Source organism: Tersicoccus sp. Bi-70 (assembly GCF_001968825.1).
Lineage (GTDB): Bacteria > Actinomycetota > Actinomycetes > Actinomycetales > Micrococcaceae > Tersicoccus.
The window spans coordinates 65,514-78,671 of record NZ_MIEU01000002.1 but is presented as its reverse complement, the minus strand read 5'-3'; the positions used below and the strand labels follow the sequence as shown (position 1 = coordinate 78,671).

Below are 13,158 nucleotides of genomic sequence, written 5' to 3'. Positions count from 1 at the left end.
CAGATCACAGGCCCGGAGGGGATCCTGCCGCCCGGTAGAGTCGGACGGTGCGTCTGACCATTGCCCGTTGCTCCGTGGACTACATCGGGCGGCTGCGTGCCCACCTCCCCCTGGCCACCCGCCTGCTGGTCGTCAAGGCGGACGGCTCGGTGCTCGTGCACTCGGACGGCGGGTCCTACAAGCCGCTGAACTGGATGAGCCCGCCCGCCACCCTGCGGATCAGCGAACCGGACGAGGACGCCGCGGCCGCGGGAGCGATCAGCATCTGGACCGTGCAGCACGCCAAGAGCGACGACCGCCTCGTCATCACGATCGAGGAGATCCTGCACGAGAGCAGCCACGATCTCGGCGTCGACCCCGGCCTGATCAAGGACGGCGTCGAGGCGGACCTGCAGCGCCTGCTGGCCGCCCAGATCCACACCATCGGCGCGGGGTACTCGGTGGTCCGCCGCGAGTACCCGACGGCGATCGGCCCGGTCGACATCCTCGTCCGCGACCAGGACGGCGCCACCGTGGCCATCGAGATCAAGCGGCGCGGCGATATCGACGGCGTCGAGCAGCTCACCCGGTATCTCGAGCTGCTCAACCGCGATCCCCTGCTGGCCCCGGTGCGCGGCATCTTCGCGGCGCAGCAGATCAGACCGCAGGCACGGGTGCTCGCGACCGACCGCGGCATCGACTGCGTGACCCTGGACTACGACGCTCTCCGCGGCGTCGACGACACGCACACGCGCCTGTTCTGACGACGCCCCGGACGGCGCCCTCGACCGCTCGATTCCCGTACGAAATGGCCCGAACCACGCCGCGGGAGCGCGTTGACCCGGCCGTTCCCATGTGTTTTAGTTGGGGCTGTCTTTGTGGTTGGATCTTCCGCTCGCAAGGCCGTTGCGAGCGATGTTGCGCAACTGAGCCCTCGGCTTCGTGTGCGTCTCCTCGTCAGTAACGACGATCGGCACGAGGTGTGCCGGTCTTCACCGCATCATCATGAGGAGAAATTCGATGGCACAGGGAACCGTCAAGTGGTTCAACGCTGAAAAGGGTTTCGGGTTCATCACCCCGGACGACTCCGACGGCGACGTGTTCGTCCACTACTCGGAGATCCAGACGAACGGCTTCCGCACTCTGGATGAGAACCAGCGCGTGTCCTTCGAGATCGGTCAGGGCCAGAAGGGCCCCCAGGCCACCGGCGTCACCGTCATCTGATCTCAGCGTCACCGAGAGAGGCCCCCGGCAGATCTGCCGGGGGCCTCTCTTCTGCCCCGGCAGGCCTCAGCCGTGCGGACCGGGCGCCGGCGCGGCCCTGCGCTCGTGTGCCGAGGGCGCCGAGGGTGCCGGCCCCCGCAGCAGCCGGCCGGCCTGGCGCAGCGTGAACTCCGGGGCGTAGGCCTCGGTGAGCGCCCGCGCGATCCGGGGCAGCTGCAGCGGATCGGGGTAGGCGAGGTACCAGGTGCGGTGCGCCGGGGCGAACCGGCTCTTGAACGCCGCCAGCGCCGCGAACCCGTATGCCGGCTCGAGCAGCCGCCGCAGGGTCCCCTGCAGCCGCTCGACCGTCGTGGTCTCGGCGGGCCCGTCCCCGGAGACCGCCGCCCGCTCGGGATCGACCGCCAGCGGCGAGCCCGAGAGGGAGAGCGTCTGCACGTCGTCGCGAAAGTGCAGCACCGCGGAGGCGATGAGGAACTCCATCACGCCGTTGAACCCGCTCGGGTCCCGGCGCATGAAGTCCAGCGTCCAGCTGACCACCTGACCCTCGGCGTAGACGGGCAGCCAGGAGACGACGCCGTGCACCCGCTCCTCGTCGTCGACCGCCAGGCACAGGGCCACCTCGGGATCGGCCAGCTCGGCCACGCCGCCGAGGGTGAACCCGAGCTCGGGCAGCGCCCGTTCGGCCACCCACGCCTCGGAGATCTCCCGCACCTGGGTGCGGGCGCCGATGGGCAGGTCCGGCCACCGGTACCAGCGGGCGCGCACACCGATCCGCTCCGCCCGGTTCAGCGCCGTCCGCACGTTCTGCCACCGCTTGCCGGTGAAGCCGAGCCCCTCGACGTGCAGCACCGTCTCGTCGGCCACCCCCATCGACCGGAACCCGAGCGGCCGCACCGCGGCGACGATGTCCTCCGGCACGGAGTAGAGGCAGGGCACCACGCCCTCGGCCGCGCACCAGCGGGTGAAGCCGACGACGGCGTCGGTCCACCGGGCGCGGTCCCCGATGGGCCCGCCCACGGTCAGGGCCACCCCGTGGTGGCGCTGGTAGGCGACGGCCGCGGCGCCGTCGGGCGTGAACCAGTAGCTCGTGCCGGGCCACAGGGTCATCCGGGAGAGGGCGCCTCCGCCCACGCGCACCAGCTCGGCGGCGCGGGCCGTGACGGTCGCCGTCGCCCGCTCGGCCCGCCGGCCGGTGCGGAGCAGGACGACCAGGCCGACGATCGTGACCGCCCAGAACACCGCTCCCCCGACGGCGAAGAGGAAGCCGCTGACGGGTCCGTGCGGTTCGACGGCGACGGCGAAGCGCGGCGGGAACGGGTAGGGCACGAGCATACGCAGGAGGCTGCTCCACAGCGCCCACCACGGCTGCCGGTGCAGGCCGGCGTTGCCCTCGGCGAACCACGCGAGCGCGTAGCAGCCGCTGACGGCCACGAGCGAGGCACCGACGACGGCGAACACCCGGCGGCCGGCGCCGGGCACGGCATCGCGGGTGAAGAACCGGCGCTGACTGATCAGCACGACGGCGAGCACGACGGGCACCAGCACGCCCGGCAGGGTCGCCTCGATCGCCTCCAACCGGCCCGCGGGAAGCCGGCCGTCCCGCAGGACGAGCAGCGAGAGCAGGTGCAGGGCCGTGGCCGCGAGCACGCCGATCGCCACCTGCGTCGCGACGGCCGTCCACAGCGCCAGCCGACTGCCCGTGCGCATCCCCCACGCGCTGACCAGCAGCAGCGCGAGCGGGGCGAGGGCGAGCGCGACGCTGCCGGGACCGGTCAGCACGGCACCGTGGGTCACCTGCGGGCAGGTCAGATCCACCGCCACCGCGCAGTTGCTGCTCAGGTCCTGGGCCGAGGGCAGCGGGGTGACGATCCACTCGCGCAGCTGGGCGAGCGGTCCGGCCGGAGCGTGGGCGAGGCCGGCCAGCAGCGGTCCGGTGGCGAAGACGGCCACGACGAGGGAGAGCAGGGTGCGCCGCTCCTGCGCGGTGGCGACGAACAGACCGGCGCGCTCGGCGGGCCCGCGCGCCACCCGGCCGAGCAGCAGCCCCAGCAGCACCCCGAGCACGCTGAGCACCGACTGCGGGTGGCCGACGTAGAGGAACAGCGTGACCGTGACCGTGACACACGCCAGCCGCAGCCGCCGCCGCCACAGCGCGCTGATCCACGCGCTCGCCGTCATCACCGCGGTCAGCGCCGCGGCCCACGGCCCGAACAGGGGCAGGTGCCGCAGGGCGCCGAGCCACTCGATGCCGAGCTGACCGGCCGCCGCGGTCACGGCGAAGGAGGCTACGACGGTGAGCACGTGGCCGATGGCCGCGATGACGGCGGTCCGCAGCGTCCCCATCGTCGTCTCCGCCAGCCCGACCAGGCCGAGGACGAGCGCCGTCGCCACCACGTAGGAGACGATGTTGCCGGCGAACAGGGGCGAGGTGACGAAGGTCCACCAGCGCCCGGCGACCAGATCCCCCGGCGTCACCGCCACGGCGCCGACGACGCGGGCGGAGGGACCGTTGGCCAGCGAGTCGGTCAGGGCGGCCGCGATCCACAGCGCCGCGGTCCACCCGACGGCGAAAGGGGTGCGTCGCGCGTGGGCGACGAGCCAGGCCGCCGCCGTGCGGAGCCGGCGAACCGCGCGAGCGCGTCGTTCCGCGCCCGCCGTCGACGGGGACGGCGGCGGGGACGACGCGGCCGGCACGCGGGTGCTCATCGGCCCAGTCCCAGGGCCGGCGCGAGAAAGGTCAGGCCGTCGAGGACGCCGAGCCGCCCCATCTGGTACGAGTGCCCGGCCACGGGGATCGCCTCGCGCTGGGTGTGCATGCCCGCCTTCTTCGCCGCCGCATCGAGGAGACGCGCGTTGGCCAGGTACACGCTGTCGGTGTACCCGGCGCCGAAGAACGCCCACGACGTGGGGTACCGGTGCTCGTGGAGCAGCGTGAGCGGCACCTGCCGCATGAAGGCCGCCGTGTCACCGCCGAACGCCTCCGCGACGGTCTGCGCGCGGTCCACGGCCAGCGCCGGCTCCCGCTCGGAGGCGAGGGCCAGGATGTGCCGGTACCGGTCGGTGTGCCGGGTGACCATCTGCACCGCGCAGGTGCCGCCGAACGAGAAGCCACCCGCTGCCCAGTGCTGCGGGTTGTTGTCGACGTCGAGCGTGTGGGTGATCCAGTCCGGCACGTCGACGGACATGTAGGTGTCCGCGGCGCCCAGCGGCGTGTTCATGCACATGGTGTTGTTGTACGGGGAGCCGAGCGGGTCGGGGATGACGACGACGGGCGCGAGGCCGTGGTGCCGGGCGGCGAAGGTGTCGATGGTCGCGCGGATCTCCCCGGTGTTGGCCCAGGACATCGGGCTTCCGGGCTGGCCCGAGACGAGCACGAGGACGGGCAGCTTCGGGCGCTTGTGCAGCAGGTACGCCCCGGGCAGGTAGACGAGCGCCGGCCGGCCGGTGAAGTGGGAGACGGTGCCGGGGATCTCGACCTGGCGCAGGATGCCCGTCTTCGCCATCCCGGCGGGGGCGTGCCAGCCCGCGTCGACCGCACCGGTCACGGAGACGGCCGCCCCGTGCCGCATGAGGGCCGAGGGGATGCCCTGCACCACTTTGGGCGAGTCGCCGAGCAGGTCGGCGGCGGTGGTCAGCAGGCCGTAGTAGCCGTTGATCTGCAGGCCGGCGATCGCGGCCACGAGCACGAGCGCGACGGGGGCGAGCCCGGCACGCCACCAGCGGAAGGGACGGACGACGAGGGCGAGCGCGGCCAGCAGCAGACCGGCCACGCCGACGGCGCCCCACAGCACCACCTCGTCGGGCAGCGCCTCCGGCCACACGTCGAGCACGTCGACGAGCAGGGCGCTGATGCCGTAGGCGGCCCCGATCGCCGCGGGTGCCACGAGGACGACGGCCAGCCACCACCACCACCGGGCACGGCGACGGATCACGAGGGCCAGCGCCGCGACGATGGCGAGCACCGCGACCGTCGCCGGGAACCACCCGTCGATGATCGAGACGTGCGCCAGCCATGCGTCCATACCGTGTCCTCCCGGTGCAGCGATCACTGTCGTGATCTGTCCCGCCCAGCACGGTAGAGCAGCAGGTCGGGACGTACCCGGACGTCTCCCACGTGTCAGCCGGGCGCAGTCGAGGAACTCACTGGGAATCGTGGTGCGGTCGGCGCGCCGTGGTGGGTCGGTGCCTCAGTGCCTCAGTGCCACTTGCCGACGCGGCGGGACGGACCGGCCTCCACCCACGACGAGAGCCCCGCCCAGGCGTCCCGCGACAGGGCGATCATCGTCTGGTCGCCGTCGTGCTCCACCGTGCCGATCACGGCACCGGGCTGGACGCTGCGGCGTTCGGTCTCGGTGGGCTCACGCCAGCCGAGCAGGTCGATCCGCGGCCGGCAGAACTCCTCGACCGCGGCCGGACTGACCGAGAACATGCGCAGCCACTGCAGGGAATTGTCCTGATAGCGGCAGACGCCCAGCTGCCACCGCCCGGAGGGGCGGCGCAGCGAGGCGTCGAACGTTCCGTACGCGGAACGCAACTGGTGACGGCGGAGAAGCCCCGCCGCCACCAGGCCGAAGCAGGCGAGCACGATCACCGCGAGAGCGATGACCGCGACGACGCCTGCGTTCATCCGTCTCTCAGCGGGTCCCGGCCTCGGCCCCGTCGGTCACCGTGGCGTCGTCCGCCACGATCACCACGCGGTCGTGGTCCACGGAGAAGAAGCCCTGCGAGACCTGCACACGCACGCGGGAGCCGGTGACGGGCTCGATCGCCACCTCACCCTCCGCGAGCAGGGCCAACACCGGGGTGTGGCCGGGCATGATGCCGATGTCGCCGTCGGCGGTGCGGGCCTTGACCAGCCGCGCTCCCCCGGACCAGATGAAACGGTCCGAGGCGACGACCTCGACCTCGAGTTCGGACCTGGAATCAGCCATGGCTACTTGGTCTGCTCCTGGATGCGGGCCCAGTTGCGCTCGACGTCGTCCAGACCGCCGACGTTGAAGAACGCCTGCTCGGCCACGTGGTCGAGATCGCCGACGCAGATCGCGTTGAAGCCCTCGATGGTGTCCTTGACGGTGACGGTCGAGCCCTCGACGCCGGTGAACTGCTTGGCGGTGTAGGTGTTCTGCGAGAGGAACTGCTGGATGCGGCGCGCGCGGGCGACCGTGACCTTGTCCTCCTCGGAGAGCTCGTCGACACCCATGATCGCGATGATGTCCTGCAGCTCCTTGTTCTTCTGCAGGATCTGCTTCACGCGGGTGGCGACGTCGTAGTGCTCCTGGCCCACGTACTGCGGGTCGAGGATGCGCGAGGTCGAGGTCAGCGGGTCCACGGCCGGGTACAGGCCACGCGAGGCGATCGCACGGGACAGCTCGGTGGTGGCGTCCAGGTGCGCGAACGTCGTCGCCGGGGCCGGGTCCGTGTAGTCGTCGGCGGGGACGTAGATCGCCTGCATCGACGTGATGGAGTGGCCGCGGGTGGAGGTGATGCGCTCCTGCAGCAGACCCATCTCGTCGGCCAGGTTCGGCTGGTAGCCCACCGCGGACGGCATGCGGCCGAGCAGCGTGGAGACCTCGGAACCGGCCTGGGTGAACCGGAAGATGTTGTCGATGAAGAGCAGCACGTCCTGGTTCTGCACATCGCGGAAGTACTCCGCCATGGTCAGACCGGACAGGGCCACGCGCAGACGCGTTCCCGGCGGCTCGTCCATCTGGCCGAACACGAGGGCGGTGTCCTTGAGGACGTTCGCCTCCTCCATCTCGACCCAGAGGTCGTTGCCCTCACGGGTGCGCTCGCCCACGCCGGCGAACACCGAGGTGCCGCCGAAGTTGCGGGCCACGCGGGTGATCATCTCCTGGATGAGCACGGTCTTGCCCACGCCGGCGCCGCCGAACAGGCCGATCTTGCCACCCTTGATGTACGGGGTGAGCAGGTCGATCACCTTGATGCCGGTCTCGAGCATCTCGGTGGAGCCCTCGAGCTGCGCGAAGGCGGGCGCCTTGCGGTGGATCGGCCAGCGCTCGGTGACCTCGAGCTCCGCCTTCGGCATGTCGAGCGGCTCGCCGAGGACGTTGAACAGGTGACCCTTGACGACGTCGCCGACCGGGACGGAGATCGGGGCGCCGGTGTCCACCACGGAGGTGCCGCGGACGAGGCCGTCGGTGGCCTGCAGGGAGATGGCGCGGACGAGGTTGTCGCCGAGGTGCTGCGAGGTCTCGAACGTGATGGTGCGGGTGTTCTCCCCCACCGTCAGCTCGGCCGTGAGCGCGTTGTACATCTCGGGAAGCGCGTCCGCCGGGAACTCGACGTCGACGACAGGACCGATGACGCGCGCGATGCGCCCCGTCGCGCCGCCGGACGTGGTCCCGGTGCCCTGGTCGTTCAGTGTGGCAGTCATCTCTCTCACTTCACTTGGTGGATGGCTTGGTGTGGATTCTATCGACTGCGTCCGGCCCCGGCCGTGGGGCGGACCCGGTCAGGAGGAGGCGAGGGCGTCCGCGCCGGCGACGATCTCGGAGAGCTCCTGGGTGATCTCCGCCTGCCGGGCGTTGTTCGCCAGCCGGGTGTAGGTGCGGATGAGGTCGGCGGCGTTGTCGCCGGCCTGCTTCATGGCCCGCTGCCGTGCGGCCAGCTCACTGGCCGAGGACTGCAGCAGCGCCGCGAAGATGCGGGACTCGATGTAGCGCGGCAGCAGGGCGTCGAGCACCTGCGCCGGCTCCGGCTCGAACTCGTAGAGCGGCAGCAGCTCGGACTCGTTGGTCACGCGCTCCTCACTGATCTCCAGCGGGAGCAGTCGCAACACCTGCGGCACCTGGCTGACCATCGACTGGAACTGCGTGTAGACGACGTGGATCTCGTCGACGCCACCGCGCTCGTACGGCGTGGTGAACTCGGCGAGGACGGCCTCGGCGATCTCCCGCGCCAGCGCGTAGGTGGGGGCGTCGGTGTCACCGGTCCAGGACTTCTCGAACGAACGCTTCCGGAACTGGTAGAAGGCCTGCGCCTTGCGGCCGACCAGGTACAGCTTCGGCTCGGAACCGGCCTCGGTCAGCCGAGCCACGAGACCCTCGGCCTTCTTCAGCGCGTTGGCCGAGTAGGAGCCGGCCAGGCCGCGGTCCGAGGTGAGCACGAGCACCAGCGACCGGCGCACCCGCTCCGGCTCGGTGGTCAGCGGGTGGTCCAGATCGTGCTGGCTCGCCACGGCCGAGACGGCACGGGTGATGGCCCGGGCGTACGGCGTCGAGGCGCTCACCCGTGAGCGCGCCTTGGCGATGCGCGAGGTCGCCATCATCTCCATCGCCTTGAAGATCTTCTGCGTCGACTTGGTCGAGTCGATCTTCTGGCGGTAGACGCGAAGCTGGGCTCCCATCGGAGGATTCCTTTCGTTCCGCGACCGGCTCCCCTGGGGACCGGTCGCGGGCTGCGGTGGGCTGAGGCGGGCGGTGAACCGGTTCCCGGTGCGAGCTCGCGCCCGCACCGGGAGACCGGATCAGTGAGCCTGCTTGACGATCCGCTCCTGGTTGATGTCCTCGGCGCCGATCGCCTCGTTCTCCTCGGAACCGGCCTGGCCGTAGGCGGACTCCTGACCCAGGAAGCCCTTCTTGAAGTCGGTCAGCTCGGACTCCAGGGCCGCGACGGTCTCGTCCTCGAGCTTGCCGGTCTGCGCCAGCGTCGTCAGGGCGATGTCCTTGCGGCGCAGGTGGTCGAGGAACTCGCGCTCGAAGCGGCTGATCTCGTTGACCGGGACGTCGTCCAGGTGCCCGTTGGTGCCGGCCCAGATCGAGACGACCTGCTCCTCCACCGGGAACGGCGAGTACTGCTTCTGCTTGAGCAGCTCCATCAGCCGGGCACCGCGGGTCAGCTGCTGCTGGGACGCGGCGTCCAGGTCCGAGGCGAACATGGCGAACGCCTGCATGTCGCGGTACTGCGCCAGGTCCAGCTTCAGCGTGCCGGAGACCTTCTTCATCGACTTCACCTGCGCGGCACCACCGACGCGGGACACCGAGATGCCCACGTCCACGGCCGGACGCTGGTTGGCGTTGAAGAGGTCCGACTGCAGGAAGATCTGGCCGTCGGTGATGGAGATGACGTTGGTCGGGATGTACGCCGAGACGTCGTTCGCCTTCGTCTCGATGATCGGCAGACCGGTCATCGAGCCCGCGCCCAGCTCGTCGGAGAGCTTGGCACAACGCTCGAGCAGACGGGAGTGCAGGTAGAAGACGTCGCCCGGGTAGGCCTCGCGTCCCGGCGGGCGCCGCAGCAGCAGCGACACGGCGCGGTACGCCTCGGCCTGCTTGGACAGGTCGTCGAACACGATCAGGACGTGCTTGCCGCCGTACATCCAGTGCTGGCCGATGGCCGAGCCGGCGTACGGGGCGAGGTACTTGAAGCCGGCCGGGTCGGACGCCGGGGAGGCCACGATCGTGGTGTACTCCAGTGCGCCGTTGTCCTCGAGGGTCTGCCGGACGGCCGCGATGGTGGAGGCCTTCTGGCCGATCGCGACGTAGATGCAGCGGACCTGCTTCTGGACGTCGCCGGACGCCCAGTTGTCCCGCTGGTTCAGGATGGCGTCGACCGCGATCGCGGTCTTGCCGGTCTGCCGGTCGCCGATGATCAGCTGACGCTGGCCACGGCCGATCGGGATCATCGCGTCGATGGCCTTCAGGCCGGTCTGCAGCGGCTCGTGCACCGACTTGCGGGCGGTCACACCGGGGGCCTGCGCCTCCAGCGGACGGCGTCCCTCGGCGGCGATGTCGCCCAGGTCGTCGATCGGCTGGCCCAGCGGGTCGACCACGCGGCCGAGGAACGCGTCCCCGACCGGCACGGAGAGGACCTCGCCGGTGCGGTGCACCTCCTGGCCCTCCTCGATCCCGGTGAAGTCACCGAGCACGACGACGCCGATCTCACGGACGTCGAGGTTCAGGGCCAGGCCCAGCGTGCCGTCCTCGAACCGCAGCAGCTCGTTCGCCATCGCCGAGGGCAGACCCTCGACGCGGGCGATACCGTCGCTCGCCGTGGTGACGCGGCCCACCTCGACACGCTCGGCGTTGCCGGGCTCGTAGGATGCCGCGAATTCGTTCAACGCGTCCCGGACTTCGTCGGCGTTGATGGTCAATTCGGCCATCGTCAGTCCCTACTCTCCTGTAGTCGTGCCCACCGGGCGGCGTGCGCGGTGAGCGGTGTTGTTCGGTGGGCGAAGCGTCGTGCTCCGCGAACGGATGGGGTTCAGCCGGCCAGGCGACGCTGCAGCTCGTGCAGGCGGCTCAGCACGGAGGCGTCGACGACCTCGTCGCCCACGCTGACCCGCAGCCCCCCGAGGAGCTCCGGGTCCTGCCGCACGGTGACCTTCAGGTCGCGGCCGTACAGCCGGTTCAGGCCCTGCTGCAGGCGCTGGAACTGATCGTCCGCCAGCGGACGGCTGACGACGACGTCGGCGATCCAGCGCTGCTGCCGGGCGGCGACCCGGCGCAGGAACCGCTCCACGAGAGCGGCGGGCTTGAGCCCACGAGGGGCCCGCACCGCGCGGTCGATGAGCTGCTGGGCCTGCGGCGAGATGCCCGGCACCAGCCGCAGCGCGAGCTGTGACTTGGCGTCGGACGAGGCCTGCGCCTCGTCGAACGCCCGCTGCACGTCGTGCCGGCCCTCGACCACCTGGGTGAACCAGAACAGGTCGTTCTCGAGCCGGTCGAGGCCCGCCTTGCCGTCACTGTTCTCCGCGTCGGCAGCGACCACCGTGGTGGCCAGCTCCTCGAGCGCGTCGACCAGGTCCCGCGGATCGGACCACCGGTCGCCGGCGGCCCGCGCAGCGAGCTCCTCGACGTCGGTGCCGACCTTGCCGGCGAGCAGCCGGCGCATCAGCTGCGACTTCTGACCCGCCTCACGGGACGGGTCCGTCAGGGCACGACGCAGGCCGGCGGAGGAATCCAGCAGGTCGACGACGGCGAAAAGGTCGCCGGCCATCGCCCCGGAGGCACGCTCCAGCCGCGGCTCGAGGTCGCGCTGCGCCTCGGCGGCCGATGTCTGGGAGGTCCCGCTCATCGGTTGCCCGTGCTCCCGTCCGCGTCGACCGCGGTGGCGCCCGTGCGCACCGGGGTACGCGCGGCGTCGCCGTCGGCGTTCTCCAGATCGCTGAGGAACCGGTCGACCACGCGCCGGGACCGCTCGTCGTCGTCGAGCGCCTCGCCGACGATGCGACCTGCCAGCGTCGTGGCCAGCGTGCCCACCTCGCTGCGCAGCGATGCGACGGCGGAGGCACGCTCGGCCTCGATCTGGGTGTGGGCCTGCTCGGTGATCCGCGCGGACTCCGCGGCGGCACGCGCCTTCAGGTCGGCGAGGATCTTCGCGCCGTCGGCACGAGCCTCCTCGCGGATGCGGTTGGCCTCGCCGCGGGCGTCCTCGAGCTGCTGGCGGTACTCGGCCAGGGCGGCGTTCGCCTCTTCCTGGGCCTTCTCCGCCTTCTCGATGCCACCCTCGATGGCCGCGGTCCGCTCCGCATAGGTCTTCTCGAACGCGGGGACGACGAACTTGATCAGGATGTAGAGCAGCAACGCGAAGCCGAGCAGCGTCACCACGATCTCCCACACGTTGGGGATCAGCGGGTTCGCGCCCTCTTCAGCGGCAAGAATCTGCAGGCGATTCATCGCTCACCGTCCTCTCTGTCGACAATCGGGAACGGACTAGAGGACGAACGCGAAGACCAGGCCCAGGATGGCCAGGGCCTCGGTGAACGCCAGACCCAGGAAGGCCAGCGGCTGCAGGACGCGCTGCGCCTCGGGCTGACGGGCCACGCCGTTGATGTAGGCCGCGAAGACCAGACCCACGCCGACGCCACCGCCGATGGCAGCCAGACCGTAGCCGATCGCGTTGAGGTTGCCGGTGATTTCCATTGTTTTCCTTTCACGATGCCCGGCCGGGGCCGGACAGGGTTGCGGTGCAACGACTCCCCCGGGCGGGGGAAGACTTGACGGTCAGTGCTCCTCGACGAGCGAGCCCTGGATGTAGACGGCGGTGAGCAGCGTGAACACGTACGCCTGCAGCACCTGGATGAAGACCTCGAAGAGGAACATCGCGACGCCGCCGACCAGGGTCAGGGCGCCGAGGCCCTTGATCAGCCCGTCGCCGTGCACGAAGAGGAACGACGTGCCGGCCGCGCAGATGGCGATGATCATGTGCCCGGCGAGCATGGTCGCGAAGAGTCGCATGCTGTGGGTGAGCGGCCGGACGAAGAAGTTGGAGATGATCTCCAGCGGCACGACCACGATCAGCAGCACCTTGGGCACACCGGCCGGGACGAGCATCAGCTTGAAGAAGCCGCCGCCGTGGCGCTTGAGGCCGAGGATGATCCAGGTCAGGTACACCAGACCGGCCATCGCGTAGGCGCTGCCCACGTGGGAGAAGGACGGCAGCTGGAACAACGGGATGGAACCCATCAGGTTGTTGACCAGGATGAAGAAGAACAGGGCGGTCAGCAGCGGCACCCAGGGGCGGAATTCCTTCTCGCCGATGATGTCCTTGCCGATCGAGTTCCGGACCAGGCCGTAGGCGGACTCGCCGATGAACTGGAGGCGCCCCGGGACGAGCTTCCCCCGCCGCGAGGCGATGAGGAAGAATACCGCCACGATCGCCGCCGAGAGCAGGACGACGAGCATCTGCTTGCCGAAGCCGGTGCCGTAGGCGGCACCCCACGGGATGAGGTCCGGGAGGTGCAGGTCCTCCGGACGGGGAGCAACGAAGCCACCGTCGGATCCGGTTTCAGCGGGGAGCGCAAGCGCGATCAACGCGGTTCCTCTCTACGTGCTCGTTGTCAGGCCCTTCGACGGACGACAGGCGCAGGACGACCCCGGCTGTGAGGGGAAACCCTGAGCGGGGCCGACTCGACCGTATCAGGCCGGCCGGACACCACGGGAAGACGAGAGCCTCGGCAGGGCAGTCCCGGGTCCGCGTCACTGTGGACCCCGG

13 protein-coding genes are annotated in these 13,158 nt (G+C 70.6%); 2 read left to right on the top strand and 11 right to left on the bottom strand.

Translation table 11 applies throughout. From position 1 onward, the window contains the following. The first annotated feature begins 47 nt into the window (after nt 1-47). Together nucS and BGP79_RS00535 are read left to right on the top strand one after the other, a co-directional pair. On the top strand, nt 48-743 hold the full coding sequence (gene nucS, locus BGP79_RS00540; RefSeq protein ID WP_076692751.1) for an endonuclease NucS: 696 nt from the start codon (nt 48-50) through the stop codon (nt 741-743). Between the two features lie 256 nt (nt 744-999). Then, entirely contained in the window at nt 1,000-1,203 is a 204-nt protein-coding gene (locus BGP79_RS00535) for a cold-shock protein (protein ID WP_076692750.1), read from the top strand. A 66-nt stretch (nt 1,204-1,269) separates the two neighbouring features. Here BGP79_RS00535 and BGP79_RS00530 read toward each other — a convergent pair whose 3' ends face one another. The 11 genes from BGP79_RS00530 to atpB form a co-directional block, all read right to left on the bottom strand. Beyond that, nucleotides 1,270-3,909: a bifunctional lysylphosphatidylglycerol flippase/synthetase MprF gene (locus BGP79_RS00530; protein ID WP_083701431.1), complete on the bottom strand. Its 2,640-nt coding sequence runs from the start codon at nt 3,907-3,909 to the stop codon at nt 1,270-1,272. Then, entirely contained in the window at nt 3,906-5,225 is a 1,320-nt protein-coding gene (locus BGP79_RS00525) for an alpha/beta hydrolase family protein (protein WP_076692748.1), read from the bottom strand. Before BGP79_RS00525 ends, BGP79_RS00530 begins: the two co-directional genes overlap by 4 nt. Before the next feature lie 173 nt (nt 5,226-5,398). Continuing rightward, nucleotides 5,399-5,830 (bottom strand): DUF2550 domain-containing protein, encoded by a 432-nt coding sequence (locus tag BGP79_RS00520; RefSeq protein ID WP_076692747.1) that lies wholly within the window; start codon nt 5,828-5,830, stop codon nt 5,399-5,401. A gap of 7 nt (nt 5,831-5,837) precedes the next feature. Beyond that, nucleotides 5,838-6,134 (bottom strand): F0F1 ATP synthase subunit epsilon, encoded by a 297-nt coding sequence (locus BGP79_RS00515; protein WP_076692746.1) that lies wholly within the window; start codon nt 6,132-6,134, stop codon nt 5,838-5,840. A 2-nt stretch (nt 6,135-6,136) separates the two neighbouring features. After that, nucleotides 6,137-7,597 carry a F0F1 ATP synthase subunit beta gene (gene atpD / locus BGP79_RS00510; protein WP_076692745.1) on the bottom strand — a complete coding sequence of 487 codons (1,461 nt, stop codon included), beginning with the start codon at nt 7,595-7,597 and terminating at the stop codon, nt 6,137-6,139. A 78-nt stretch (nt 7,598-7,675) separates the two neighbouring features. After that, complete coding sequence (locus tag BGP79_RS00505) at nt 7,676-8,569, bottom strand: F0F1 ATP synthase subunit gamma (protein WP_076692744.1); 894 nt, start codon at nt 8,567-8,569, stop codon at nt 7,676-7,678. Nucleotides 8,570-8,689: 120 nt separating this feature from the next. After that, complete coding sequence (gene atpA / locus BGP79_RS00500) at nt 8,690-10,324, bottom strand: F0F1 ATP synthase subunit alpha (protein WP_076692743.1); 1,635 nt, start codon at nt 10,322-10,324, stop codon at nt 8,690-8,692. 101 nt (nt 10,325-10,425) lie between these two features. Continuing rightward, nucleotides 10,426-11,238 (bottom strand): F0F1 ATP synthase subunit delta, encoded by an 813-nt coding sequence (locus tag BGP79_RS00495; RefSeq protein ID WP_076692742.1) that lies wholly within the window; start codon nt 11,236-11,238, stop codon nt 10,426-10,428. Continuing rightward, nucleotides 11,235-11,840, bottom strand: coding sequence for a F0F1 ATP synthase subunit B (locus tag BGP79_RS00490; RefSeq protein ID WP_076692741.1), 606 nt, complete (start codon nt 11,838-11,840; stop codon nt 11,235-11,237). The genes BGP79_RS00495 and BGP79_RS00490 overlap by 4 nt, the downstream gene beginning before the upstream one ends. Before the next feature lie 36 nt (nt 11,841-11,876). Next, nucleotides 11,877-12,086 (bottom strand): F0F1 ATP synthase subunit C, encoded by a 210-nt coding sequence (locus BGP79_RS00485; protein ID WP_076692740.1) that lies wholly within the window; start codon nt 12,084-12,086, stop codon nt 11,877-11,879. Nucleotides 12,087-12,167: 81 nt separating this feature from the next. Continuing rightward, nucleotides 12,168-12,977, bottom strand: a complete 810-nt coding sequence (gene atpB, locus BGP79_RS00480; RefSeq protein ID WP_076692739.1) for a F0F1 ATP synthase subunit A — start codon at nt 12,975-12,977, stop codon at nt 12,168-12,170. Nucleotides 12,978-13,158 lie beyond the last annotated feature (181 nt).

Bases quoted from the DNA above. Each gene is read 5' to 3' on its own strand.
- BGP79_RS00530 (WP_083701431.1), bottom strand. From the start codon at position 3,909: ATGAGCACCCGCGTGCCGGCCGCGTCGTCCCCGCCGCCGTCCCCGTCG.
- BGP79_RS00515 (WP_076692746.1), bottom strand. From the start codon at position 6,134: ATGGCTGATTCCAGGTCCGAACTCGAGGTCGAGGTCGTCGCCTCGGAC.
- BGP79_RS00525 (WP_076692748.1), bottom strand. From the start codon at position 5,225: ATGGACGCATGGCTGGCGCACGTCTCGATCATCGACGGGTGGTTCCCG.
- BGP79_RS00485 (WP_076692740.1), bottom strand. From the start codon at position 12,086: ATGGAAATCACCGGCAACCTCAACGCGATCGGCTACGGTCTGGCTGCC.
- BGP79_RS00535 (WP_076692750.1), top strand. From the start codon at position 1,000: ATGGCACAGGGAACCGTCAAGTGGTTCAACGCTGAAAAGGGTTTCGGG.
- atpD (WP_076692745.1), bottom strand. From the start codon at position 7,597: ATGACTGCCACACTGAACGACCAGGGCACCGGGACCACGTCCGGCGGC.
- atpA (WP_076692743.1), bottom strand. From the start codon at position 10,324: ATGGCCGAATTGACCATCAACGCCGACGAAGTCCGGGACGCGTTGAAC.
- BGP79_RS00495 (WP_076692742.1), bottom strand. From the start codon at position 11,238: ATGAGCGGGACCTCCCAGACATCGGCCGCCGAGGCGCAGCGCGACCTC.
- BGP79_RS00520 (WP_076692747.1), bottom strand. From the start codon at position 5,830: ATGAACGCAGGCGTCGTCGCGGTCATCGCTCTCGCGGTGATCGTGCTC.
- BGP79_RS00490 (WP_076692741.1), bottom strand. From the start codon at position 11,840: ATGAATCGCCTGCAGATTCTTGCCGCTGAAGAGGGCGCGAACCCGCTG.
- BGP79_RS00505 (WP_076692744.1), bottom strand. From the start codon at position 8,569: ATGGGAGCCCAGCTTCGCGTCTACCGCCAGAAGATCGACTCGACCAAG.